Genomic DNA, 23501 nt, shown 5'->3' on the forward strand with positions numbered 1-23501 from the left:
CGGTGGCGGCGGTGGGCGCGGCTCATGGGCGGGTGCCGGTCAGGCGGGTCGTGACGCCCGGGCGGGTGGTGAGGCCGTCGGTGAGCTCCACGCCCAGGCCGGGCCGGTCCTCCAGGCGCACCCGGCCGTCCTCCACGAGCGGCAGGCCGGTGGCCAGCTCCCCGTACCAGGTGTGGCGGAAGGCGCGCACGCTCTCCTGCACCAGCGCGTTGGGCTGGCTCAGGGCCAGGTGTACGCACGCCGCGAACGAGATCGGCCCGGTGCAGTCGTGCGGCGCGAACGGCAGGTCGTACGAGTCCGCGAGCGCGGCGATCTTGCGGGCCTCGGTCAGCCCGCCCGTCCAGCCGATGTCCACGATGGCCACCCGGATCCCCGCGCGTTCGAGCAGCCCCCGGAACGCGCGCTGCCCGGTCAGCGTCTCGCCGGTGGCCAGCGGCACCGGCGTCGCGGCCTGCAGCGTGGCGTACGAGGCCTGGCTGTCGGACCGCAGCGGGTCCTCGACCCAGTACGGGGTGAAGCGTTCGAGCTCCCTGACCAGCCCGAGCGCGGCATGCAGGCTCCACAGGCCGTGCAGCTCGACCATGACGTCCATCTCGGGGACGGCGTTCTTGATGTCGTCGAGCACCTTCAGGCCGGCCAGCAGGTCGGCCCGCTCCAGCCGCATGCCGCCGGTGCGCTCGGCCGCCTGGTCGAACGGCCACACCTTCATGGCCCGCAGTCCCTCGTCCCACAGCTCCCCGGCCAGCTCGCCGGGCCGTTCCAGGAAGCCGCGCAGGTCCTCGTACCGCGACGTGTCGGCCAGACCCCAGTTGGAGACGGCCTGGCGCGGCTCGTTCTTGACGTAGGAGGGGCCCGCGCAGGTGTTGTAGACGGGGAGGCTGTCCTGGTAGGGGCCGCCGAGCAGGGTGGCGACGGGCTGCCCGGTGGCCTTGCCGAGCAGGTCCCACACGGCGATGTCGACGGCCCCGTTGCCCCGGGTCTCGACCCCGCTGCCCTGGAAGCCCACGTGGCCGGTGAGCAGCCGGCGCAGCCGCTCGGGGCTGGGCAATGGCGCTCCCACGAGGAGTGGTGCGACGGTCTCGTGCAGGTAGGCCTCGACCGCCTCCGCCCCGAAGAACGACTCGCCGAGGCCGGTGAGGCCGTCGTCGGCGTGCAGCCGCATCAGGAGCACGTTGGGCTGAATCGGGCATCGGATGGTCTCCAGGCCGGCGACGGCTCGGGTGCTCATGGTCCAAGAACGCTAGCTGGTTAGACCAGTAACCCGCAAGGACCACGAAGAGCCTTGACAGTCACGCTTCAGCCAGCCACGATCTACCAATCTGGTAAGACCAACATCGAACGGATGTTGAGACTATGACGTTGACCACCAGTCCCCTAGCGATCACCATGTGGGACTTCTCCTGGCTCGAACGGCGCTGGGACGGCGCCGGCTACCAGGACTGGGACCGCGCGCTCGACGAACTGGCCGAACGGGGCTACGACGCGGTACGCATCGACGCCTTCCCCCACCTGGTGGCGGCCGATCCGGAGCGGACCTGGCGCCTGCTCCCCGTGTGGCACTTCGAGTCCTGGGGCGCCACCGAGCCGGTCTCCGTACGCGTGCTGCCCGGCCTGCTCGACTTCATCCGGGCATGCGCGGACCGCGGGCTGCGGGTCGCGCTGTCCTCGTGGTTCAGGAAGGACGAGCTCGACGTCCGCTCGCGGATCAGGACCCCGGCCGACCTGGCCCGGATCTGGGACGTCACCCTCTCGGCGATCGAGGACGCCGGCCTCGCCGACGCCGTCTACTTCGTCGACCTGGTGAACGAGTGGCCGCTCGCGATGTGGGCGCCCTTCCTGTACGGCAACGACGCGAGCGCCGAGACCCTGTCCCGGGGCGACGCGGCCGTACAGACCTGGGCCAAAGAGGCGATCTCCACCCTGCGCGCCGCCCACCCCCGCCACCGCTACACGCTGTCCGGCTGCACCGAGACCACCGGCGCCCCGGGCGAGGACCTGTCCGACCTGGACCTGCTCGAACCGCACGTGTGGATGACACCGCAGGCCACCACCGACTTCTACGCGGAGATCGGCTACGACCTGCACCACTCCCAGTTCGACCCGCGGGCCTACGAGCCGCTGTCCGGCCCGGCCGAGCGCCTGTACCGGTCCGACCCGCAGCGGTGGGCCGGATGCCTGACCGAGCACATCGGGGAGGTCGCGGCGTGGTCGCGGGCGGCCGGCAAGCCGCTGGTGACCACCGAATGCTGGGGGATCGTGAACTACAAGGACGGCCCCGGCCGCGACTGGGGCTGGGTCAAGGAGCTGTGCGAGATCGGGGTACGGGCCGCGCTGGCCACCGGGCGCTGGGAGGCGCTCGCGACCAGCAACTTCTGCGGCCCCCAGTTCGACGGCATGTGGCGCGACATCGCCTGGCACCGGCGCATGACCGACGCCATCCACGCGGGGGTCACCGACTTCACGACCGTCCCCTGAGAGGAACCGGACACATGAGTGATATCCCCCGTCGAGACCTCCTGCGCGGCGCCGCCCTGCTGAGCCTGGCGACCCCGCTGGCCGCCTGCGGCTCGAGCGGCGCCCCGGTCGGCTCCAAGGAGTCCGGGCCCCAGGGCACGGTCAACGTCTGGATGCACGAGGAGCAGGCGAACACCAAATACTTCAACGCCAAGATCGCCGAGTATCAGCGCCAGTTCCCGAAGGTCACCGTCAAGCCGCTGTACATCCCCATCGCCAACCTCGACACCAAGCTCTCCACCGCGTTCACCACGGGCTCGCCACCGGACCTCATCAAGGTCGGCGCCTGGACCCTCGCCGAGCGGGCGTCCAAGGGGCAGGTCGCGCCGCTGCCGCCGGCGGAGTTCGGAGCCGGCTCCATCGACGAGCTCAAGACCAGGTTCGACACGAACGCCTTCGCCGCCCTCACCTACAAGGACCAGGTCTACGGCGTCCCGATCGACTTCAACTCGGTCCACCTCTGGTACCGCCGCGACCGCTTCGAGCAGGCCGGGCTCGACCCCGACAAGCCTCCGACGACCTGGGAGGAGGTCGAGGAGTTCAACGCCAAGCTCACCACGGGCTCCCAGGTCGGGCTCCAGTGGCAGCTCGCCGACAACATCTGGGCGATGCTGAACTTCATCCCGCTGATCAACGGCCTCGGCGGGAGGATCGTGGACGAGAGCACGGGACGCGGCGGGCTGAACACCCCGGCGGGCCTGCGGGCGCTCGAATACTACGGCCGCCAGGGCAATCCCAAGCTGAACGACCCGGTCGGCGCGTTCGGCCTGTTCGCCAAGGGCACGGCGGCCATGCTGGTGTCCGGCCGGTTCACCTCCAGCCTCATCCCGGCGCTCAATGCCAAGGCCGAGCTGGGCAAGACCTTCGACAGCACCGTCGTGCCGAGCTGGGCGGGCAAGGAGAAGGTGGCCTCCGGCTACTCATGGGGGTGGATGGTCGCCAAAAAGGCGAAAAATCCGTTTACGGCTTGGCATTTCGTTAACTGGCTGTCCACGTCCGAGCATGTCGACCAGCAGCTGGCCGCCACCGGCCTGGTCACCCCGGCGGCCGGCTGGCAGAAGCTGCCGAGCGCCGGCGACAAGGCCAGCCAGCAGTTGGAGGAGCAGCTCCCGTACACCGACTTCGGCCCGGTCCTCCCCCAGTGGACCGAGACGATGAAGGCGCTGCTCGACGCGCTGGAGTCGGTGATCCACAAGCAGCGGTCCGCCCAGGAGGCCGCGGCCGCCTTCGACGCCGCGGTGGGGCGGATTCTCAAATGACCGCTGCACGGCGGGCCACCATGGCCGGGGTCGAGGCCCGCGCGGGCGCGGGCCTCGCCGCCCCGGCGATCGTGTACTTCGTCCTGTTCTGGGCGCTGCCCGCGCTCGCGGCCCTCTACCTGAGCTTCACCTCGTACGACCTGTCGGGCACCCCGCAGTGGGTGGGCCTGGACAACTACCGCGAGATGGCGACCAGCGCGGAGTTCTGGAGCAGCGTGTGGGTGACCGTGCTCTACACGGTCTTCGCGGTGGGCCCGACCATCGTGATCGCGCTGGTCGTGGCCGTGCCGCTGGCCAAGCCCGGCCGGCTGCGGGCCTGGCTGCGCGGCCTGATCTTCGTCCCCGCGGTGATGCCGCTGGTCGGCGCCACCGTGCTGTGGCAGGTCATCTACTCCACCGGCGGGCTCGCCGACACCCTCGTCGGCGCCCGCCCGTGGCTCACCGACTCCGACTACGCCATCTGGGCGCTGCTCGTGATGGTCATCTGGAAGTACGTCGGGCTCTACGTGATCATCTTCGTCGCCGGGCTGCAGGCCCTGCCGGCCAACGTCTTCGAGGCCGCGGCCATCGACGGCGCCCGCACGCTGCGGACGTTCTTCCTGATCACCGTGCCGCTGCTGCGCCGCACCTTCACCTTCGTGATCGTGGTGGCCGTCACCGGGGCCATGCAGTCGTTCGTGCCGGCCTACCTGCTCACCAAGGGCGGGCCCGTCAACGCCACCCAGGTGCTGCCGCTCTACCTGTACAACAACGCGTTCTCCTTCTCCCGGTTCGGCTACGCGTCGGCCATCGCGATCGTGCTGCTCGTGGTGCTGCTGGTCTTCGCCTTCACCCAGTTCAAGCTGATCAGGAGTGACGAGGAATGAGAATCCGCCGCTCGCTCACCCTCGTGGCCCTCGTCGGCTTCGTGGCGCTGATGCTGCTGCCGCTCTACTCCATGGTCGTGCTCGCCTCGGCGCCCGACGACAGCGACCTGTCCGGGCTGCGCTTCCACGGGTTCGCGCTGTTCGACAACCTCGGCGAGATCATGACCGACGGCCGGTTCCCGCGCTACCTGCTGAACAGCCTCGTCATCGCCTCGGCGGTCTCCGTGCTGGACGTGGCGATCTCGGCGGCGGCCGGGTACGCGCTGGCCCGGCTGCGCTTCCCGGGCCGGGCCGCGCTGCTCAACCTGGTGATCATCGCGCTGTCGCTGACCCCGGCGGTCGTCATGATCCCGGTGTTCGTGGCGCTCAGCGAGATCGGCTGGCTCAACAGCTACCAGGGCCTGATCGCGCCGTTCGTGGCCAGCGCGCTCGGCGTCTTCCTGGTCCGGCAGTTCGCGCTGGGCATCCCCGCGCAGATGCTGCACGCCGCGCGGGTGGACGGCGCCGGCGAGCTGCGCATCTTCTTCCTCATCGCCGTCCCGCTGCTGCGCCCGGCCCTGCTCACGGTGCTGCTGCTGCAGTTCCTGGCCCAGTGGGACAACCTCATCTGGCCGCTGATCGCGGCCAGCGAGCAGGAGCTGTGGACGCTGCCGCTCGCGCTGTCGTCCTTCGAGGGGGAGCACGGGATCGTCTACCACCTGCAGACCGCGGCGGCGCTGCTGTCCATCCTGCCGCCGCTCGTCCTGTTCGCCCTGCTGCAGCGCTACTACGTCTCGGGCCTCACCCTCGGAGGAGTCAAGCGATGACCGACGGCATCCGCATCGAGCGGGTCACCAAGCGGTACGGCGGCCAGGTGCTGTTCGCCGACGTCGACCTGCACGTCCGCGACGGGGAGTTCCTGGTGATCGTCGGCCCGTCGGGGTGCGGGAAGTCCACGCTGATGCGCATCGTCGCCGGGATCGAGCCGGTCAGCGCCGGCCGGGTCACGGTCGGCGGCAGGGACGTCACCCACGCCCACCCCGGCGACCGCGGGATCGGCATGGTCTTCCAGGACTACGCCCTCTACCCGCATCTGAGCGTCGAGGGCAACCTGGCGTTCGGGCTGCGCGCCCATCACGTGCCGAAGGACGTCATCCGGCAGCGGATCGAGGACACCAGCCGCGTGCTCGGGCTCGCCGACCAGCTCAGGAAGAAGCCGGGCCAGCTCTCCGGCGGCCAGCGGCAGCGGGTCGCGCTCGGGCGCGCCATGATCCGGGAGCCGGCCGCGTACCTCATGGACGAGCCGCTGTCGAACCTGGACGCCGCGCTGCGTGTGCAGATGCGGGCCGAGCTGATCGAGTTCCACCGCCGCACCAAGGGGACCGTCCTGTACGTGACCCACGACCAGGTCGAGGCCATGACCATGGGCGACAGGGTCGCGGTGCTCAACGAGGGCGAGTTCGCGCAGATCGGCACCCCGACCGAGATCTACGAGCAGCCGGCCACGGTGTTCGTCGCCACGTTCCTCGGCAGCCCGCAGATGAACCTGATCGAGGCCACCGCGCGGGCGGGCGCGGACGGGGTGGAGCTGACCAGCGGCGACCTGCGCTGGCGGCTGCCCCGGCTGCCGGACGAACTGCCGGAGTCGGTGCGCGTCGGGTTCAGACCCGAGTCCGTACGCGTACGGGCCGACGACGGGGCCGCCCTGCCCATCGAGGCGACGCTGTCGTACCGGGAGAACCTCGGCAACGAGAGCATCCTGCACCTGCGCGACGACACGGGCCGGGCGATCGTCGCCCGCGTGCCGCCCCGCACAGGCCCGCGCGACGGAGAACGCGCGACCTTTTATGTGCCGCTGACCGATCTTCACCTGTTCGGCCCGGATGGGCGGGCGTGCTGGCACGGAGCGCGGCTCGGCACCGGCGGCGAGCCGCTACCGTGGTCGGCATGACCGCTGAGCGCGGGAGGAAACCGTCACTCGAGAGCCCCGCCGAACCCAATATCGGAGGGAAGCCGCCGACCAGCCCGGTTGCGCTGATCGCCGTTCTCGAAGACCGGATCCTGACCGGACACTGGGCCCCCGGCGTGCGCCTGCCCTCCGAGCGGGACCTGGCGACCGAGTTCGCGGTCAGCCGCCCGGTCATCCGGGAGGTCCTCAAGGCCCTGCAGGAGCGCGGGCTGATCGAGGTCTCGCCGCAGCGGGGCAGCTTCGTCCGCCACTACACGGCCGAGAACCTGATGCGGCCGATGAACCTCGCGGCCCGCGCCGCCGGGGTGACCGCCCGCCAGCTCATGCGGGCGCGGGTGATGCTGGAGACCGAGGCGGCGAGCCTGGCCGCGGCCAACGCGAGCAAGCGCGACCGTACCGACCTGCTGCGGGTCCACCAGCTCTTCGCCCGGCCGGGCGACGTGCACGCCAGGGCGCGGGTCGATCTCGCCTTCCACGAGACCATCGCCAGGGCCTCGGGCAATCCGGTCATCCACATGATGTTCACCGCGATCCAGGACCTCACCTACGGGCTGATGCTGCGCAGCCTCAGCGACCGCGAGGTCCGGGAGGCCGGCGAGCCCCTGCACACCGTGATCCTGGAGGCCATCCTCGACCGCGACCCCGACGGGGCCCGCGAGGCGATGCGCCGCCACCTCGACCTCGCCGAGGACTTCTACGGGCCCGACATGGACACCGACCTCGCCGACGTCATCGAGCACCGGCTCGCGGCGTCCGGCGACGACCTCATAGCCGACCTCCGCCAGCCCTCATGACCACGCGCATGGCCCGGCGCTTGACGGCGTCGATCTGGTCGGGCCGCCCGGTCATGATGCCGTCCACGCCGTACGTCATGAGGCGGCGGATGACGGCCCGCCGGTCCGTCGTCCACGTGTAGACCCGCATGCCGTGCTCGTGGACCTGCCTGACGTAGGTCGCGGTGAGGCCGCTGTGCGGCACCGTGACCGCGGCGGCGAACCCGGCCAGGTCCTCCAGCCGGGAGGCGTCCGGCTTGCCCATCAACGCGACGGGGAGGTCGGGCATCATCTCGTGCAGGTTCCGCATCGACTCCCAGTTGTACGCCTGCACGGCCAGCCGCCTGCCCTTCCACAGGGATCGGTACTTCCTCAGTTCGGCGGCCACCCGTTCGTCGATGTCCGTGCTGGCCGGATCGTGCTTGATCTCCAGCAGCATCCCGACCCCGCTCTTGCTCATCTCCCGGAGTCCCCGTTCCAGGGTGGGCACCTTCTCGCCCTGGAACTGGGAGGAGAACCACGAGCCGGCGTCCAGGCGCTGGATCTCCGCGAGCGTGAAGTCGGCGACCTTCCACGGGGAGCGGCCGGGGAAGACCTGCTCGACGTTGGTGGTGCGGGCCAGCGACTCGTCGTGCATCAGGATGAGCCGTTGGTCCTTCGTCTGCTGGACGTCGTACTCGCACATGGTGGCCCGCTGGGCCCGGGCCACCTCGCAGGCCACGATGGTGTTCTCGGGCGCGTACCCGGATCCGCCCCGATGCGCGATGTTGTCGACCTCCCACGGCGCGGCAGCGGCGGGCCTCGCCATGACGGCCAGCGCGGTGATGACGACGGCACCCAGCAGACGGTACATGAGCGATCCTCCGGCCCGGCCCTTCTTATCCCCCGAACCCGACACGGACCTCTTATGTCGAGTTACGTCGAAAAGTGCCCACTAATGCCAGCAAAGAGCGGTTCGCTACGGCGTGTCGCGGACGTCCGCACGAACTTTTTGCCGACGACCGCCGACGATCTCAGTAGCCGCTCCCCCGGCCCAGGGGGCCGAACGCCACGTCCTTCTGCCGCCCCAGCACCTGGTCCTGCGAGCCGTACGCGGTGACCGTGACCGGCGGGGAGTCCAGCAGCGTCATCGACCCGTCCTCGGGATCCCGCGCCAGCTTCCCCGGCACCCGGGCGATGAAGAAGCCGCCCGCCAGCCGCGCGTCGGTGCGCCGCCCGTCCGCCCAGTCGATCTCCACCCGGCGCACGCCCGAGGTGACCCGGCCGACGACGACCCGGTACGTGTCGTCGTGCTGGACCCGCTGCGGCCCCGTCGCGTACGAATGCGTGTGCGAGGTGTACGCGTCCACCTGGAGATCCCCCTGGAAGCCGGTCAGGTCCCCGGGCGGCTTGAACCCCCAGTACGTGAAGACCGCCCGCTCCGCCATGTCCTTCTGCGTGGTCGGGGTGCACAGGACGAAGCCGGCGATGCTGCCGACCAGGGCGGTCATGCCCTTCTTGTCCCGGTATTCGGCCAGCACCCGGAAGTCCTCTGCCGAGCCCTGCTCGGGGAGGCGCAGGTTGCCGTCCATGTTGTGGACGGGGCCGCCGTTGGGCATGCACTCGCGTACGACCTGCAACTGCTCGGGGGTGTTCTCCGGCAGCCGGGCGACCTCCGCCGCGGTGTCCGGGCCGGAGTCGCCGGAGGGAAGCACGACGATCACCGCCGTGACCAGGGAGGCGGCCGCCGCGAGCCCGGCGAGCGACCACGTCGCGCGCCGGCGCCGCAGTGCGCCGGTCCGCGCCCGCCGGGCGTGCGCGAGGGCGTCGACGGGCCTGGCCTCGGCGGCCATCCGCCGGAACTCCGCGGCGATCCGCTGTTCGTCGATGGTCATCTCAGGCCTCCAGGGTGACGTTCTCGCCGACCAGCTCGCGCAGCCGGGCGACGGCTTGGTGGGTCTGGCTGCGCACGGTCCCCACCGAGCAGCGCATGATCTTGGCGACCTCGGACTCCGGCAGGTCCTCGTAGTAGCGCAGCACCAGGACGGCCCTCTTGCGCGGCGGCAGGGCGCGCAGCGCCTGATCCAGGGTGAGGCGGGTGTCGACCTCGCCGGTCCGGTCGCCCGTGGCCCGGTCGGGAGGCGCCTCGACCACGCGTTCGCGGCCCCAGCGCGGACTTCGCCACCGCCCGACCTGTTCGTGGTACATGACGCGGCGCACGTACGCCTCCGGGTTGTCCCGGATCCGCCGCCAGTGTCCGGCGGTCTTCGCCAGGGCCGTCTGCAGCAGGTCCTCGGCCGCGTGCTGGTCGTTGGTCAGCACGTACGCGAGCCTGATCAGGCTGTCCGAGCGCGTGGCGACGAACTCGGTGAAATCTCGCTGCTGGTCGGGGTGCAAAAGGCTCTCCTCTGGTCTCACCCGTCCAGATGGAGCCGGACCCGCGGATCTATGGCGTCAGGGCTTATTACGGGCGGCGGCGGTTCCAGGAGTCGGTGATGTGCCTGCGCATCGCGGCCGCCGCCCCCTCCTGGTCGCCGGCCGCGATCGCGTCCTTGATGGCCTGGTGCTCGGCCAGCGTCTGGCGCATCACGGCCTCGTTGTACTCGCCGTGGTAGAGCATGCTCGTACGGGCCTTGTCGTGGATGCTGTTGACGATGGCCCGCCCCAGCCGGTTGCGTGACGCGGCCATGATCATGTCGTGGAAGCGCACGTCGGCGGCGGCGAAGTCGGGCGTGGAGGCGAGGTTGGCCCGCATGACCGCCAGCTCGGCCCCGATGCGCTCCTCGTCGTCGGGGGTGCGCGCCAGGGCGGCGGCCGCGGCCATCTCCGCCTCCAGCGCGGTGCGCACGGACACCAGCTCGTCCAGGAACGTCACGTTCTCGTCGTGCGCGATGACGGCGGTGAGCACGACGTCGTCGAGCAGGTTCCACTGCCGGGGATCGGTGACCTGGGTGCCGCGGCCGTGCTCGATCCTGACCAGGCCCTTCTCCTGGATCACCTTGACCGACTCGCGGATCACCGTCCGGCTGACCCCGAACTCCTCGCAGAGGTCGGCCTCCGGCGGGAGCGCCGTGCCGGGCGGCAGCGCCCCGCGCACGATGTCGTCGACCAGCTGCTCGACCACGGTGGTGCCCAGCTTGGCCCCGCGGACCCGGCGCGGCGGCCGCTTGCCGGCCCGCTCCGGCGGCTGCGGCTCCCGCGTCGAATCCCACGGCCCCGTAGTCGCGTGCTGAGTCAACGCATCCTCCCGTCCGCCTGAACGCCCTTCAGTGTAGGGCATTGTGAATACGTCACACGTATGATGTCATATCCCGAAACACGGCGTTTACGTACCTCAAGCCGCCTTGTCCGAAGGAAGCCCCATGAGACGACGCACCCACCTGGCGGTCACCGCGGCAGCGGCCCTGTTCGCCGTCGCGGCCTGCGCTCCCCCGAACGCCCCGACCCAGGCGAAGCCGACCGGCTCCGCCGGATCGCAGTACGGCTTCGCCGCCGCCGAGCAGAAGGCCGGCAAGCTCCTGGTGTGGGTGGACTCCACCCGGCTCGACGCCGCGAAGGCGTACCAGAAGGCACACCCCGACGTGCAGCTGGACATCGTCACCTACGACGGCAACGCCAACGGCTCCAACACGCTCAAGACCAAGGTGCAGCTGTTCGACCGGGCCGGCGAGGGCTGGCCGGACGTCGTGTTCACCACGGACAACAACACCGCGTCCTGGGCCTCGCAGGGCGACAACGCGTTCGTCGCCCCGCTCAACAAGGGCCTGCTCGACGACGCCACGCTGAGCGGCTTCGCCAAGGGCGCGCTCGACGTGTGCACCGTGGACGGCACGGTCTACTGCCTGCGCAACGACCTGGCCCAGGTGGTGCTCTGGTACAACAAGAAGCTGCTCGACAAGTTCGGCTACACGTTGCCCACCACCTGGGAGGAGTACCAGGCGCTGGGCGAGAAGGTGGCCGCCGAGCACCCCGGCTACATCATCGGCACGGCCGGTGACGCGTGGGCGCCGGAGATCTACATGTGGGGCGGCGAGTGCCCGGCCAACCAGGTCACCGGGCCCAAGGCGATCACCGTCAAGGCGACCGACCCCAAGTGCGTGCGCGCCGCGAAGATGATGGACAAGCTCGTCGCGAACAAGACCATGTCGATGCTGTCCCTGTTCGGCCCCGAGTTCGCCAAGAGCCAGGGCGACAAGGTGCTCATGCTGCCCGGCCCGGCGTGGTACGGCGGCGCGGTCTTCCAGGGCACGCTCAAGACCCCGAAGGGCGAGCTGGCCGTGGGTGACGCCCTGCGCTGGTCCGACCAGAGCACGCCGGTCACCGGCAACGTCGGCGGCGGCACCTGGTGGCTGTCGCGGCACAGCGCGCGCCTCGACGCGGCCAAGGACTTCATCGGCTGGGTCGCGACGGCCGACGCGTACCAGGTCGAGCTCTCCCCCGGCTATCCCGCGTACGCGCCCGCCGCGACCAAGTGGATCAAGAAGCAGCAGGACAGCGGCTACTACGCCGGCGACCTCGCCGGCCCGATCTCGGCCGCGGCCGGGCAGGTGTGGCCCGGCTGGGGCTCGCCCGAGTTCAGCCAGGAGGCGGTCTGGGCCAAGACCGTCATCCCCGGGCAGACCGCGGGCAAGACGGTCGAGTCGCTGCTGCCGGAGTGGCAGACGGCCATCGAGCAGCAGGCCCAGGTCTTCGGCTACCAGGTCACCAAGTGACCGGATCGAGACTGCGGCTCTCCGCCGGGCACGTCTTCGTCTCCGGGTACGTGGTGCTGCTGGTCGCGTTCGGCATCGTGCCCACGGTGTACGCGCTCAATCTGGCCTTCACCGACGCCCGGGGAGTCTTCACCGGTTTCGCCAACTTCGTCAGGACCGCGCAGGACTTCCGGTTCCTGGCCGCCGTCGAGCACGTGGCGACCTACCTCGTGCTCTGGCTGGTCACCCTGACCGTGCTGGTCCTGCTGCTCGCGCTGCTGGTCCACCGGCTCACCGCGGGCTGGTCGCGGGCCGCGCTGCGGTTCGTCTACTACGTCCCCGGCGCGCTGGCGGGCGCGTCGAGCGTGCTGCTCTGGCTGTTCATGCTGGACCCGTCCGTGAGCCCGGTGGACGACCTCGTCCGCGCGCTCTGGGGCGAGACCTTCGTGCAGGTGATCTCGCCCGGTCACCTGCCGTGGATCTTCACCCTGATCGCGTTCTGGACCGGCGCGGGCGGCTGGATCGTGGTCGTGTACGGCGCGCTGAACACGATCCCCCACCAGCTCATGGAGGCCGCCCGGGTGGACGGCGCCGGGCCGGTGAAGATCGCGCTGCGGGTGCAGCTGCCGATGCTGCGCAAGTGGATCGTCTACATGCTGATCCTGTCCCTGGCGGCGGGCACGCAGCTCTTCGTCGAGCCGCAGCTCATCTCCCAGGCCAGCTTCGGCGTGGTGGGCAACGACTACTCGATCAACCAGCTCGCGTACCTGTACGCCTTCAACCAGAACGACTTCAACGGCTCCGCGGCGATCGCCGTCGACCTGCTCATCGTGGCGCTGTGCTGCGCCGGGCTGTTCGTCGCGCGGGGAGGTCTCTTTGACACGGACTGACCCCGCGCGGGCTGTCGCGAAAGTGCTCGTCATCGCGTTCCTGCTGGTCTTCGCGGTGTTCTTCGTCCTCCCCATGCTGTGGCTGGTGCTCGCCTCGACCAAGAGCCCGGCCGACCTGATCCACGGGAACCCGCTGTCACCGGGCTCGCTCGGCTCGCTCGTCACCAACTGGCAGCACCTCATGTCCTTCCAGGACGGCGCCGTGCTGACCTGGATGGGCAACTCCGTCACGTACGCGGCGTTCTCCGTGGCGCTGACCCTGCTGGTCAGCATCCCCGCCGGCTACGCGATGGCGCTCATGAGCTTCACCGGCCGGCGGCTGCTGCTGATCGTCACGCTGGTCGTGATGCTCATGCCGGGGACCGCGCTGGTGCTGCCGATCTTCCTGGAGCTCAGCTACGTCGGCCTGGTCAACCAGGCGGCCTCGGTCGTGCTGCCGATGTCGTTCTTCCCGTTCGGCGTCTACCTGACGTACATCTACTTCTCCACCAGCGTCCCCGGCGAGCTGCTCGACGCGGCGCGGCTGGACGGGTGCGGGGAGAGCGCGACGTTCCTGCGGGTGGCGCTGCCGCTGGCCAAGCCGGTGGTCGCGCTGGTCGCGTTCTTCAGCTTCGTGACGAACTGGAACAACTTCTTCCTGCCGTACGTGATGCTGCCGGACAGCGACAACTACCCCATGCAGGTCGGGCTCACGCAGATGCTGGCCGCGACCCCCACGTTCAACCCCGTCGTCGGCGCCAACGCCGAGGTGCAGCCGCCCGAGCTCATCCTGGCGACCCTGCTGTCCATCGCTCCCGTGCTGCTGGTGTTCCTCTTCTCCCAGCGCTTCCTGGTCGCCGGGCTGACCGCCGGCGCGACCAAGGGATGACCGCCTCTCCTAGGAGTTACATGACCGTCGTGAAAGCCAGCGTCCCCGTCCTCGACCCCCCGGCGTGGGCGCTGGCCCAGCGTGCCCTGCTCGACCTGCTGGACAGCGGGTGGCGGCTGTTCTCCGACCGCTACACCAGGCCGGACGGCTCGCTGCGGTACTCCGGCCGGCTGTCCTCCCGCGACGGCGCGGACGACTTCTTCGAGCCGTTCTTCAACTGGCCGCAGCTCTACCTGCTGGGCGGCGCGGACGACCTGCTCGACGGCAGTGCCCGGCACTGGCACGGCGTCGTCGGGCAGATGACCGAGCTGGGCATGTTCGCCGACGAGTTCGAGATCGGCTACGACTGGTTCCACCAGGGCGAGAGCCTGCTGTTCACGTACTTCCTGACGGCCGCCGACCCGGCGGCCTGGGCCGGGCGGGCGACCAGGTTCGCCGACCTCTACCTCGACCCGGCCAAGGGCAACTACGACCCGGCGCACCACATCATCAAGGCCCCGCACAACGGCAGCCGGGGCGCGCGGGTCGGGGTGTCCGAATCGCCCTCGTACCCGTGGACTCCGGCGGAGGCCGCGCAGTACGGCTACCCGCTGGACTGGCTCGTCCCCGACGGCGAGCCGGTGCCGCCGCTCGCCGAGGACCCCCGCCTGGGCGCCGAGATGCAGCGCCGCCTCGGCCGGGGCGACGCGGTCGGCAACCTCAGCGTGGCCGGCCTGGTCTGCAACGCCTACCTCGTCTCGGGAGACGAGCGGTACGCCGCCTGGCTGCGCGAGTACGTCGGAGCCTGGCGGCGCCGGGCCGAGGAGAACGGCGGCGTCGTCCCCGACAACGTCGGCCTCGACGGCGTGGTCGGCAGCCTGCTCGACGGGCGCTGGTACGGCGGCCACTACGGCTGGACCTGGCCGCACGGCATGTACAGCATCGGCCAGGCGACGGCCGTCGGCGCCCTCAGCGCCGCCCTGGCCACCCGCGACGACGGCTACCTGGACCTCATCAGGTCGCTGCTGGACGCGGTCATCGCCAGGGGCGTGAAGCTGCCGTTCAGCCAGAGCGACTCGGCCAACCAGGGCCGCTGGCGCGCCCACCTCGGCTCCGACGTGGACGTGCCGACGCTGCTGGTCCCCTACCGGCACAGCGACAAGGGCTGGTTCGACTACAACCCGGTCCAGACCTCGGTGCCGCTCGCGCTCTGGCACCACACCGGCGCCCCGGAGGACCGCGCCCGTCTGGACGCGTTGCGCGCCGCGACCGGCTACGACTGGGCCACGGTGCGGCCGTTCCGCGACAAGGAGGAGGCCGGGCACGAGGAGCCCTGGTACGCGTACCTGTGCGGCGACAACCCCGGCTATCCCGAGCAAATCCTTGCCGCCGCGCACGCCCAGGCCCGCCGCCGCATCGCCCTGCTGCTCGACAACGCCGACCGCGACCTGCCCGAGCCGGACATCCACCTCTGGCAGAACGTCAACCCCGTGGTGACCGAGGCCCTCACGCAGCTCATGTGGGGCGGGCCGCAGGTCATCTACAACGGGGGCCTGCAGCAGGCCAGGGTCCGCTACTTCGACGCCGTACGCCGCCGTCCCGGCGTGCCCGAGCAGGTGGCGGCGCTGGTCAGCTCGATCGAGCCCGAGGCCACGGTGGTCACGCTCGTCAACCTCTCCGCCACCGCCGACCGGGTGCTGGTCGTGCAGGCGGGGGCGTTCGGGGAGCACGAGATCGCCGGCGTCACGGCCACGGCGGCCGAGCCGGGCTGGACCGGCCACGACACCGAGTACGTCCATCGCGAGCCGGTGCGGTCGGTCACCGAAACCTCGGTGAACGGCCCGCACCTCACGGTGGAACTGCCCGCCGGCACCACTGTCACCCTCACCCTGCGCCTGCGCCTGCACGCCTGCCAGCCGTCCTACCGGCAACCCTGGGACTGACGCCCCGCTCCCCTCCGTACTTCGGCTGAGGTCCCTTGGAGAGGGGCCGTTCGGAGGGGGGACCGACAGTCGTGGAACGGGGGCGCTACCGCTGCAGCAACCGCGCGGGCACCGCGTCCGCGAGCGCCTTGTAGCCCGTCGGGTTCAGGTGCAGATGGTCGCCCACGTCGAAGGTCGCGAGCATCCGCCGGGGATCGGCCGGGTCCCGCAGCGCCCGGTCGAAGTCGATCACCGCGTCGAACGCGCCACCCGTGCGGATCCAGTCGTTGACCGTCTGCCGGGCCGCCTCGCGATAACCCTGGGCGTCGTCGTAGAAGCTGCCGCCGAAGGGCGTGATCGTGGCCCCGTACACCCGGATGTCCTGCGCGTGAGCGCGCACGACGATCTGGTCGTAGGCGGCGATCAGCTCGTCGGCGATCCTCTTCTGGGCCTCCTGGGTGGCGTCCGCGGTGCCGATGTCGTTGACGCCCTCGAAGAGGATCAGCCACTTCACGCCGCTCTGCGCGAGCACGTCGCGGTCGAGGCGGGCCAGGACGTTGGGGCCCAGGCCGTCGTTGAGCACGCGGTTGCCGCCCGCCGCCTGGTTGGCGAAGGCGACGCCCGCGGTGCGGCGGTCGGCCTGCAGGCGGTCGAAGAGCTGGTCGGGCCAGCGGTTGTTCTGGTTGGTGGTGGAGCCCCTGCCGTCGGTCAGCGAGTCGCCGACCAGGGCCAGCGTCGCCGTGGCGGGCTTGGCCCAGACCTCGAGGCCGCTGAGGAAGTACCAGTGGTCGACGGGGGTGGCGCCGGTGAGGTCCACCGCGTCGGCCTGGTTGCCCCTGGCGAGGTAGGAGGTGGTCCGGGAGCCGGGGTGCGAGGTGACGGCGGTGGAGGCCTGACCGTCGGCCAGGTAGAGGGTCACGGTCAGTACGGTGCCCGCGGCCAGCGTGAGGTCGAGCGGGTCGGACACGACCTGCGCCCCGACCGGCACGACCGCCGAGGTCCGGCCGAAGAACGTCACCGGTCGTACGGTCTCCGGCCGGATCGCGCTCACCCCGGCCTTCCCGCCACCCGGGAGCGCCACGGTGACGCGGGTGACGGGCAGCGGCGCGCCGCCGAACGCGTTGGACAGGCGCAGCCGGAACCGCTGCCCGCCGACCGACACCCGCAGGGTCTGCCGTACGGTGCTGTCGGCCAGGACCAGGTTCTCCTGCGTGTACGGCGCGGGCGGCAGGTTGCCCGGCTCGGTGAGCTGCGGCATCGCCGTCCACGTGGTGACCCAGTGCCCACCGGGCATAGATCCGGCCTCCAGAAAGTTTCGGTCAAGCTTCGAACATTTCGGAGGGAAAGTATGACACGCCGCCCTCGCGCATGAAAGAGCTACAACTCCCGCAGCTCACTCACCACTACCTAGCAAACTACGAAAAATAGAGTACGCTTCGGGCATGGACCTAGGTATCGCCCTGCCCACGTCGGGCCCGCTGGCCGGCCCGGAGAACATCGCCCGCGTCGCACGCGAGGCCGAGCGGCTCGGGTACGACTCGGTGTGGACCTACGAGAGACTGCTGCGGCCAGTCGCGCCCGTCTCGATGGGCGGCGGGGAGCCGCAGCCCGTGCCCGAGGTCTACCGGCAGACCTACGAGCCGCTGGAGACGCTGAGCTACGTGGCCGCGCTCACCTCACGCGTCAAGCTCGGCACCAGCATCATCGACGCCCTGCTGCACCCGGCCGCCGTCCTGGCCAAGCGCTTCGCCACCCTCGACCGGTTCAGTGGCGGGCGGGTGGTCGCCGGGCTCGGCCAGGGGTGGATGCCGCAGGAGTTCGAGGCGGCCGGGGTGCCGATGAGCCGGATCGGGCCCGGCATGGACGAGGTCGTCGCCGCCATGCGGGCCTGCTGGGGGCCGGACCCCGTCTCGTACGACGGGAAGTTCACCCGGATCGCCGAGTCGGAGATCAACCCCAAGCCGGTGCAGGCGCGGGTGCCGATCCTGCTGGGCGCGATGACGCCGGGCGGGGTGCGGCGGGCCGCCCGCATCGCCGACGGGCTCAATCCGGTGGCCGTCTCGCGTGACGCGCTGCTCGGCCTCGGCAAGGCCTTCCGGGCGGCGGTCGAGGAGTTCGGCCGCGACCCGGAGTCGGTCACCGTGGTCGCCAGGGCCAACGTGCCGATCACCGCCGAGCCGATGGGTGACGACCGGCCGTTCCTGGGCGGCTCGCCGCGCCAGATCGCCGACGACCTGGCCGGGCTCGAAGGCACCGGCGTGGACCACGTCCTGTTCGCCACGTCCGGCCGCAGCCCCGAGAGCGAGCCGGGCATCGACGAGACGCTCGGCCTCTACGCCGAGCTCATCGACCTCGCCCGGCGGTGAAGCCCGCCGATCAGGGGGCGCACTGCTCGTGGATGTTGTTGCGGGCGGCCCAGGCGTGCAGCTCCTGGAAGGCGTCGCGCAGGTCCTCGCCGATGGGGGTGAGCCGGTAGAGGACCGCCGTGGTGGGGCCGTCGGCAAGCTGGCGCTCGACGAGGCTCGCCGCCATCAGCTCCCGCAGGCGATCGGACAGGATGCCGTCGGTGATCCCGGAGATCGACTTGGCCAGCTCGCCGAAGCGCGCGGGCCGCTGCATCAGCGCGACGAGGATCATGCCGTTCCAGCGCTTGCCGAGCACCTTGAACACGTCCACGAACTGCACGTCGCACGAGATGCCATGCGGGCTCCCGTCCGTCGCGACGGTCTCGGAGACGTGTTCAGCCATGGTGACCAGCTTACCTCCCGGTACCACCCGGAACCGGGCGCGCTATTGATTCCATAGCACACTAGCTCATTGCGAGCCCAGCTCCGTGACCTGCCCTCTCACGCGCCGCCGCCGCCGAACAGCACCCAGCCGAACACGTACATGACCGACCCGAGCACGGCCAGCGCCGCCCACAGCAGCGCGGACATCAGGCCCCTGAGGTACGGGTTCCCGCGCGGCGCCGTCCGGCCGTCGGCGATCTCGGCCCAGCGGGGTTCGAGCAGCACGGCCACCCGCTCGGCGCGCGCGTTCCCGTCCGCGGTGAGGATGAAAGTCTCGCCTGGCATCTGCGGCCCCTCCCGGGAGACGTCGGATGAGCACCCCGCAGCCCGGCGGGGGTCCGGATGCCCTGCTGGGCGTCCACGGGGCAACGTTAGGCAGACACACTTGTCGCGGACTTCGCGACTTCTTGGACGCGCGCCGAGCCGCGCCCAACCCGCGGCCAAGTCACGGACAAGCGCGCCGCCCAGCCTTGCCCGATGGCCAGCCCTGGACGGCGGCCAGCCCTTGCCCGCTGGTCAACGCCGGACGGGTGGTCGGCCGTGGATCGGGGTCAGCGCGGGTCGAGGGTCAGCGCGGGTCGAGGGTCAGCGCAGGTCGGCCGTTCAGCGCGGGTCGGATCGGAGAGCGCCGAGGAGGCCGCAGACGGCCGTGACGAGGTCGTCGCCCAGCCGCCGCCAGGCCGTCGCGGCGGACGCGGCGGACGCGGCGGTGGCGTGACCGGTGGCCGGATCTCGTCCCAATGCGGTGGTGTCGCCTGCGGCCAGGTCGCGTTCCAGTTCGGCGCACATGTGCACGATGAGCACGCGGGTCATGGCCTCCCGCCGTGCGGCCCGGCCGGGATCGGGCTCGCCCGGCTCCCGCGTGGCGTCGTACAGGCGGCGCAGGGACGGCCGCTCCAGGTGGACGCTGACGGCGTACTCGCGCAGCGCGGGCTCGACGACGACCTGGGCGAGGAAACGGCCGTACCAGGAGGGGACACCCAGGTCGACGTGGCGTTCGATGTGGGGCAGGACGACGCAGCGGATCCGGTCGCGCGCCGACATCTCCCCGGGATCGCCGAGCCGGCTCATCATCGCCAACCGGTGCACCTCCATGGCCTCGGCGTGCTCGGCCAGGATGGCCTTGACGAGTTCGTCACGGGAGGTGAAGTGATACTGCACCGCGGACTTGTTGCGCTGCCCGGCGGCTTCGCCGATCTGCCGGATCGACACCCCGGCGAAGCCTTCGGTGGCGTACAGGCGTTCCGCCGCGCGCATGATCGCGCTCCTGGCGGTCACCGCGCGCGCGGACGCCTGGACGGTCATCGCGAGCTCACCATGTGACCCACACATCCTGGAGCCCGCCCGACAGCAGCCCGGTGCGCAGCTTCAGCTCGTCGGCGCTGTCGCGCAGGCGCAGGGTGGGCAGCCTGCGGGCGAGCGTGCTGAGCACGACCTGCAGCTCCAGCCTGGCCAGCGGCTGGCCGAGGCAGTAGTGCGGGCCCGCGCCGAACGTCAGGTGCTGATTGGCGTTGTCCCTGCGCGGGTCGAACGCGTCCGGATCGGCGAACTTGCGCGGGTCCCGGTTGGCCGCGGGCCGGCACGGGATGACGGTGCTGCCCACGGGCACCGCGGTGCCGGCGAACTCGGAGTCCTGGGTGGCGACCCTGGGGAAGCCGACCACGCTCAGCGTGCTGTCCAGCCGCAGCACCTCCTCGACGGTGCCGGGGATCAGCTCCGGGTCGTCGACGACCGCCTGGTAGCGCTCCGGCTCGGCGAGCAGCATCGCGGCCATGATGGCGATCATGTTGGACGTGGTCTCGTGCCCGGCCAGCAGCAGCGCCATCACGGTGGTGATCAGCTCTTCGTGGCTGAGCCGGCCGTCCTCGCTGTCGGAGATCTGGGTCAGCTCGCTGAGCAGGTCGTCGCCGGGGTCCGTCCGCTTCTCCTCGACGAGGGCGGAGGTGTACGCGCCGAACTCCTCGTACGTCTTCAGCACCTCCTCCTGCGTGTAGCGCGTCAGCGTCAGCATGACCTGGGACCAGTGCGCGAACTTGTCCTGGTCCTCGCTGGGGGCGCCGACGAGGGCGCAGATGACCCGCACCGGCAGCGGCAGGCCCAGCTGGACCGACAGGTTGGCGGGCGAGCCGGACTTGAGCAGGTCGTCGATGAGCTCGTCGGTCATCTGCTGCACCCGGGGACGCCAGGACTCCATCTTGCGGATGGTGAAGGACTTGCTGAGCAGCCGCCGCCACCGCAGGTGGTCCTCGCCCTCCCGCATGCGGGTGGTGCTGCTGCGGGAGAAGATCCCGCCGTCGTCCGTCGTGGACACCCGCGCCGCGCCCTCGCCTCCGCGCTGGAAGCTGGTGTCGGTGAGCAGCGCGCGGACGTCGTCGTAGCGGGTCAGCAGCGTGGCGGCGTCGCCGCTGGGCAGCCGTACGTGGGCCACGGGGCAGCGGTCCTGCAGCTCGGCCCACTCCTTCGGCGGCTCCAGTGCCGTCGTGCGCGGGAAGGGGTAATCGGGCATGGTTTCGGTCATGACGCCCCCATTGTCGTTGACGAGTCGCCCTCAACCCTAAGGCGACTGCCTTAATAAGGGAAGCACCTTAAACGCTTGTCCCACCGCACGGGGTTGCCGTCCTTCCGGGGGGAGATGAGGGGCCGCCGCACGGGGTTGCCGTCCCTCGGGAGGAGAGGGCCCCGTACGGCGTTGCCGTCCTCCGGGGAGCGGAGGCAGCCCGCCTCCGCTGCCCATCACGCCCGAAGCCGTTCCTCCCGAAGGGTCCGGTTAGTGGTCGGCGGGTTGGTAGTCGAACCAGTCGAAGCTCGCGCTCCCCTCCGTCACGTACATCCCGATCACCCGCCCCGTGAACCCCGTGGCCACCTCGGTGGACAGGTAGCGCCCGTCCAGCTCCGCCAGGAGCGTGCCGTCCGCCGAGAAGGCGATGGTGTCCGGCCCCCGGCCGTCCACCCCCACCGGCTCGCCGGCCGGTGAGATGACGGACGGCGGCAGGATGTCGCGGGTACGGATGTCGAGGGCGAGCGTGAGCGGCCCAGGCGGCACCGGACGCTCGGCCAGGCACTGCCGGAGCGGGCCGATGCGCGCGACCACCCGCACCAGCCCCCCTTGGACCTCCAGGTCGTAGTGGTGGGCCTCGTCCATCCGGACCGACACCCCGGCCGTGCCCTCGCCCGGCTCCAGCAAGGCGGTGACGCGGCAGTCGTGGTGCTGCTGGCGGCGGCCGATGAAGGTGTGGCCGGGCCGGTCGAGGGTCGGGCCGGTGGCGTGCAGGGTCAGCCGGCCGGGCCGCTCGGTCAGCGACCAGGAGCCGTCCGGGCGGCCGCGCGGCGAGATCCAGCAGGGCCGTAGCGAGGGCTCGTCGAAGTCGTCGCGGGAGGGCTCGGGCGGGAGCGGGTGCCAGGCGGCGGGCGCCGGGTGACGTTCCTCGACGGGGCCCACGACCGGCCAGCCGTCCTCCCACCGTACGGGCGTGAGGAACGTCTCCCGCCCCAGCACCTGGTACTCGGGGGTGTAGCCGCGCGGGCGGGTGCCGAGCAGGACCATCCACCAGGTCCCGTCGGCGGCCTGCACGAGGTCGGCGTGGCCGGTGCTCTGGATGGGCCGGTCGGTGCCGCGGTGCGTCAGGATCGGGTTGACCGGGCCGGGCTCGAACGGGCCGCGCGGCGAGCGGGCGCGGGCGATCGAGACGGCGTGGCCGCGCTCGGTGCCGCCTTCGGACATGAGCAGGTACCACCAGCCGTCCACCTGGTAGAGGTGCGGCGCTTCCGGATATTTCCCGCCGGTGCCGGACCAGACCTGGTACGGCCCCTCCAGCATCTTGCCCTCGGCCGGATCGACGCGCGCCACCTGCGTGCCGGAGAAGGCGCACCAGCAGGCGCCGTCCTCGTCCCAGGTCAGGTCGGGGTCGATGCCGGGCAGGTCGATCCAGACCGGCTCGGACCAGGGGCCTTCGGGGCGTTCGGCGGTGACGATGAAGTTGCCGCCGGCTCTCACGTTGGTGGTGATCACATAGAAGCGCCCGTCGTGGTGGCGGATGGTGGGCGCGTAGATGCCGCCGGAGGCGGACACGTCCGGCGGCAGGCTCAGTTGCGAGGGCCGGTCGAGGACGTTGCCGATCTGGCGCCAGTGCACGAGGTCGCGGCTGTGGAAGATCGGCACGCCCGGGAAATACTCGAAGCTGGAGCACACCAGGTAGTAGTCCTCGCCGACCCGGCACACGCTGGGGTCCGGGTGGAACCCGGCGACGACGGGGTTGCCGTACGTACGCACGATCAGCCCTCCTTCCCGGGATCGACGACCAGCCGGATGGACGCGCTCAGCGGCAGGTCGGCGGCCGACGGCCCGGAGGACAGCACGATCTCGCCCGGTTCGACGAGCCGCCGCCCGCCGAGCCCGGTGAACGAGAACGCCTCGGCGGGCACCTCCAAGACCACCTCGCGGCTCTCCCCCGCGTCCAGGGGCACGCGGGCGAAGCCGACCAGCCACCGGACGGGCCGGGCGACCTGGGCCACCGGGTCGGTGGCGTAGACCTGCACGACCTCGTCGGCGCGCCGGTCACCGTCGTTGCGCACGGTCACCCGCACGTCGACCACGCCGTCCGTGCCGTATTCCGCCCGCGACGTCCGCATGGCCTCGTACGTGATCGCCGCGTACGACAGCCCGTGCCCGAAGGGGAAGGCCGGGGTCGGGTCGAGCACCGTGATGCCCTCCGCCTTCTGCCCCAGGGGCGGCTGGAGGTAGGTGGACGGGTTCACGAACGGCGAGTGCGGGATCTGCACGGGCAGCCGCCCGGACGGGTTCACCCGGCCGCTGAGCACGCCGGCGACCGCGGCCGCGCCTTCGACCCCGGGGAAGAACGCCTGGACCGCGGCGGCCACCCGGTCCTGGTAGGCGCCGAGCGCGTAAGGCCGCCCCGACACCACGACCAGCACGGTCGGCGTGCCGGTCGCGAGGACCGCCTCGACCAGGTCGGCCTGGCGGCCGGGCAGCCGCAGGTCGGCCGCGTCGCAGCCCTCGCCCGAC

General features: G+C 71.1%; 23 protein-coding genes. 11 read left to right on the forward strand and 12 right to left on the reverse strand.

The window, feature by feature from the left end; genetic code table 11:
• Positions 1-22 precede the first annotated feature (22 nt).
• Positions 23-1228: a mandelate racemase/muconate lactonizing enzyme family protein gene (locus tag ACWDX9_RS24000; protein WP_449957474.1), complete on the reverse strand. Its 1206-nt coding sequence runs from the start codon at positions 1226-1228 to the stop codon at positions 23-25.
• Positions 1229-1359: 131 nt separating this feature from the next.
• Here ACWDX9_RS24000 and ACWDX9_RS24005 point away from each other — a divergent pair, with 131 nt between their 5' ends.
• Genes ACWDX9_RS24005 through ACWDX9_RS24030 form a run of 6 tightly spaced genes read left to right on the forward strand, consistent with a single transcriptional unit; the run spans position 1360 to position 7381 of the window.
• Positions 1360-2475: a cellulase-like family protein gene (locus ACWDX9_RS24005; protein WP_449957476.1), complete on the forward strand. Its 1116-nt coding sequence runs from the start codon at positions 1360-1362 to the stop codon at positions 2473-2475.
• Between the two features lie 14 nt (positions 2476-2489).
• Positions 2490-3773: an extracellular solute-binding protein gene (locus ACWDX9_RS24010; RefSeq protein ID WP_449957478.1), complete on the forward strand. Its 1284-nt coding sequence runs from the start codon at positions 2490-2492 to the stop codon at positions 3771-3773.
• Positions 3770-4639: a carbohydrate ABC transporter permease gene (locus ACWDX9_RS24015; RefSeq protein WP_350740943.1), complete on the forward strand. Its 870-nt coding sequence runs from the start codon at positions 3770-3772 to the stop codon at positions 4637-4639. The genes ACWDX9_RS24010 and ACWDX9_RS24015 overlap by 4 nt, the downstream gene beginning before the upstream one ends.
• Positions 4636-5445 carry a carbohydrate ABC transporter permease gene (locus tag ACWDX9_RS24020; protein ID WP_449957481.1) on the forward strand — a complete coding sequence of 270 codons (810 nt, stop codon included), beginning with the start codon at positions 4636-4638 and terminating at the stop codon, positions 5443-5445. Before ACWDX9_RS24015 ends, ACWDX9_RS24020 begins: the two co-directional genes overlap by 4 nt.
• Positions 5442-6569: an ABC transporter ATP-binding protein gene (locus tag ACWDX9_RS24025; RefSeq protein ID WP_449957483.1), complete on the forward strand. Its 1128-nt coding sequence runs from the start codon at positions 5442-5444 to the stop codon at positions 6567-6569. Before ACWDX9_RS24020 ends, ACWDX9_RS24025 begins: the two co-directional genes overlap by 4 nt.
• Complete coding sequence (locus ACWDX9_RS24030; protein ID WP_449957485.1) at positions 6566-7381, forward strand: FadR/GntR family transcriptional regulator; 816 nt, start codon at positions 6566-6568, stop codon at positions 7379-7381. Before ACWDX9_RS24025 ends, ACWDX9_RS24030 begins: the two co-directional genes overlap by 4 nt.
• Here ACWDX9_RS24030 and ACWDX9_RS24035 read toward each other — a convergent pair.
• From ACWDX9_RS24035 to ACWDX9_RS24050, 4 genes are all read right to left on the reverse strand, one after another.
• Complete coding sequence (locus ACWDX9_RS24035; RefSeq protein ID WP_449957487.1) at positions 7353-8213, reverse strand: glycerophosphodiester phosphodiesterase; 861 nt, start codon at positions 8211-8213, stop codon at positions 7353-7355. The genes ACWDX9_RS24030 and ACWDX9_RS24035 overlap by 29 nt on opposite strands.
• Before the next feature lie 160 nt (positions 8214-8373).
• The gene (locus tag ACWDX9_RS24040; protein WP_449957488.1) at positions 8374-9234 is read right to left on the reverse strand and encodes a hypothetical protein; all 861 of its coding nucleotides are present in this window, start codon (positions 9232-9234) and stop codon (positions 8374-8376) included.
• Position 9235: 1 nt separating this feature from the next.
• Positions 9236-9736, reverse strand: coding sequence for a SigE family RNA polymerase sigma factor (locus tag ACWDX9_RS24045; RefSeq protein WP_449957490.1), 501 nt, complete (start codon positions 9734-9736; stop codon positions 9236-9238).
• A gap of 67 nt (positions 9737-9803) precedes the next feature.
• Positions 9804-10577, reverse strand: coding sequence for a FadR/GntR family transcriptional regulator (locus ACWDX9_RS24050; protein ID WP_449957491.1), 774 nt, complete (start codon positions 10575-10577; stop codon positions 9804-9806).
• A gap of 124 nt (positions 10578-10701) precedes the next feature.
• Here ACWDX9_RS24050 and ACWDX9_RS24055 point away from each other — a divergent pair, with 124 nt between their 5' ends.
• The 4 genes from ACWDX9_RS24055 to ACWDX9_RS24070 are packed head-to-tail and all read left to right on the forward strand — an operon-like array spanning position 10702 to position 15710.
• A complete protein-coding gene (locus tag ACWDX9_RS24055; RefSeq protein WP_449957493.1) occupies positions 10702-12051 on the forward strand; it encodes an ABC transporter substrate-binding protein in 1350 nt (449 codons plus the stop codon).
• The gene (locus tag ACWDX9_RS24060; RefSeq protein ID WP_449957495.1) at positions 12048-12920 is read left to right on the forward strand and encodes a carbohydrate ABC transporter permease; all 873 of its coding nucleotides are present in this window, start codon (positions 12048-12050) and stop codon (positions 12918-12920) included. The genes ACWDX9_RS24055 and ACWDX9_RS24060 overlap by 4 nt, the downstream gene beginning before the upstream one ends.
• Entirely contained in the window at positions 12907-13788 is an 882-nt protein-coding gene (locus ACWDX9_RS24065; protein ID WP_397371071.1) for a carbohydrate ABC transporter permease, read from the forward strand. Before ACWDX9_RS24060 ends, ACWDX9_RS24065 begins: the two co-directional genes overlap by 14 nt.
• Positions 13789-13808: 20 nt before the next feature.
• Positions 13809-15710: a hypothetical protein gene (locus ACWDX9_RS24070; protein ID WP_449957498.1), complete on the forward strand. Its 1902-nt coding sequence runs from the start codon at positions 13809-13811 to the stop codon at positions 15708-15710.
• Positions 15711-15795: 85 nt separating this feature from the next.
• Here ACWDX9_RS24070 and ACWDX9_RS24075 read toward each other — a convergent pair whose 3' ends face one another.
• Positions 15796-16983, reverse strand: coding sequence for an SGNH/GDSL hydrolase family protein (locus ACWDX9_RS24075; protein ID WP_449957499.1), 1188 nt, complete (start codon positions 16981-16983; stop codon positions 15796-15798).
• A 148-nt stretch (positions 16984-17131) separates the two neighbouring features.
• Here ACWDX9_RS24075 and ACWDX9_RS24080 point away from each other — a divergent pair, with 148 nt between their 5' ends.
• Positions 17132-18055, forward strand: a complete 924-nt coding sequence (locus tag ACWDX9_RS24080; protein ID WP_449957501.1) for a TIGR03619 family F420-dependent LLM class oxidoreductase — start codon at positions 17132-17134, stop codon at positions 18053-18055.
• Between the two features lie 10 nt (positions 18056-18065).
• Here the strand turns inward: ACWDX9_RS24080 and ACWDX9_RS24085 are convergent, their stop codons facing one another.
• The 6 genes from ACWDX9_RS24085 to ACWDX9_RS24110 all read right to left on the reverse strand — a co-directional run.
• Positions 18066-18437 (reverse strand): winged helix-turn-helix transcriptional regulator, encoded by a 372-nt coding sequence (locus ACWDX9_RS24085; RefSeq protein WP_449957503.1) that lies wholly within the window; start codon positions 18435-18437, stop codon positions 18066-18068.
• A gap of 98 nt (positions 18438-18535) precedes the next feature.
• A complete protein-coding gene (locus tag ACWDX9_RS24090) occupies positions 18536-18763 on the reverse strand; it encodes a hypothetical protein (protein ID WP_364257113.1) in 228 nt (75 codons plus the stop codon).
• 318 nt (positions 18764-19081) lie between these two features.
• A complete protein-coding gene (locus tag ACWDX9_RS24095; RefSeq protein WP_449957506.1) occupies positions 19082-19783 on the reverse strand; it encodes a TetR/AcrR family transcriptional regulator in 702 nt (233 codons plus the stop codon).
• A 7-nt stretch (positions 19784-19790) separates the two neighbouring features.
• Positions 19791-20984 carry a cytochrome P450 gene (locus tag ACWDX9_RS24100; RefSeq protein WP_449957508.1) on the reverse strand — a complete coding sequence of 398 codons (1194 nt, stop codon included), beginning with the start codon at positions 20982-20984 and terminating at the stop codon, positions 19791-19793.
• Positions 20985-21245: 261 nt separating this feature from the next.
• On the reverse strand, positions 21246-22748 hold the full coding sequence (locus tag ACWDX9_RS24105; protein WP_449957510.1) for a glycoside hydrolase family 43 protein: 1503 nt from the start codon (positions 22746-22748) through the stop codon (positions 21246-21248).
• A gap of 2 nt (positions 22749-22750) precedes the next feature.
• On the reverse strand, positions 22751-23501 hold a 751-nt coding region (locus ACWDX9_RS24110), incomplete at its 5' end, for a glycoside hydrolase family 3 C-terminal domain-containing protein (RefSeq protein ID WP_449957512.1).

Source organism: Nonomuraea sp. NPDC003201, from assembly GCF_053590415.1.

What these genes read in the sequence shown, in the direction of transcription:
- ACWDX9_RS24035 (WP_449957487.1), bottom strand. Translation starts at nt 8,213, where the DNA reads ATGTACCGTCTGCTGGGTGCCGTCGTCATCACCGCGCTGGCCGTCATG.
- ACWDX9_RS24025 (WP_449957483.1), top strand. Translation starts at nt 5,442, where the DNA reads ATGACCGACGGCATCCGCATCGAGCGGGTCACCAAGCGGTACGGCGGC.
- ACWDX9_RS24080 (WP_449957501.1), top strand. Translation starts at nt 17,132, where the DNA reads ATGGACCTAGGTATCGCCCTGCCCACGTCGGGCCCGCTGGCCGGCCCG.
- ACWDX9_RS24095 (WP_449957506.1), bottom strand. Translation starts at nt 19,783, where the DNA reads ATGACCGTCCAGGCGTCCGCGCGCGCGGTGACCGCCAGGAGCGCGATC.
- ACWDX9_RS24070 (WP_449957498.1), top strand. Translation starts at nt 13,809, where the DNA reads ATGACCGTCGTGAAAGCCAGCGTCCCCGTCCTCGACCCCCCGGCGTGG.
- ACWDX9_RS24015 (WP_350740943.1), top strand. Translation starts at nt 3,770, where the DNA reads ATGACCGCTGCACGGCGGGCCACCATGGCCGGGGTCGAGGCCCGCGCG.
- ACWDX9_RS24100 (WP_449957508.1), bottom strand. Translation starts at nt 20,984, where the DNA reads ATGCCCGATTACCCCTTCCCGCGCACGACGGCACTGGAGCCGCCGAAG.
- ACWDX9_RS24040 (WP_449957488.1), bottom strand. Translation starts at nt 9,234, where the DNA reads ATGACCATCGACGAACAGCGGATCGCCGCGGAGTTCCGGCGGATGGCC.
- ACWDX9_RS24075 (WP_449957499.1), bottom strand. Translation starts at nt 16,983, where the DNA reads ATGCCCGGTGGGCACTGGGTCACCACGTGGACGGCGATGCCGCAGCTC.
- ACWDX9_RS24085 (WP_449957503.1), bottom strand. Translation starts at nt 18,437, where the DNA reads ATGGCTGAACACGTCTCCGAGACCGTCGCGACGGACGGGAGCCCGCAT.
- ACWDX9_RS24000 (WP_449957474.1), bottom strand. Translation starts at nt 1,228, where the DNA reads ATGAGCACCCGAGCCGTCGCCGGCCTGGAGACCATCCGATGCCCGATT.
- ACWDX9_RS24090 (WP_364257113.1), bottom strand. Translation starts at nt 18,763, where the DNA reads ATGCCAGGCGAGACTTTCATCCTCACCGCGGACGGGAACGCGCGCGCC.
- ACWDX9_RS24020 (WP_449957481.1), top strand. Translation starts at nt 4,636, where the DNA reads ATGAGAATCCGCCGCTCGCTCACCCTCGTGGCCCTCGTCGGCTTCGTG.
- ACWDX9_RS24055 (WP_449957493.1), top strand. Translation starts at nt 10,702, where the DNA reads ATGAGACGACGCACCCACCTGGCGGTCACCGCGGCAGCGGCCCTGTTC.
- ACWDX9_RS24030 (WP_449957485.1), top strand. Translation starts at nt 6,566, where the DNA reads ATGACCGCTGAGCGCGGGAGGAAACCGTCACTCGAGAGCCCCGCCGAA.
- ACWDX9_RS24010 (WP_449957478.1), top strand. Translation starts at nt 2,490, where the DNA reads ATGAGTGATATCCCCCGTCGAGACCTCCTGCGCGGCGCCGCCCTGCTG.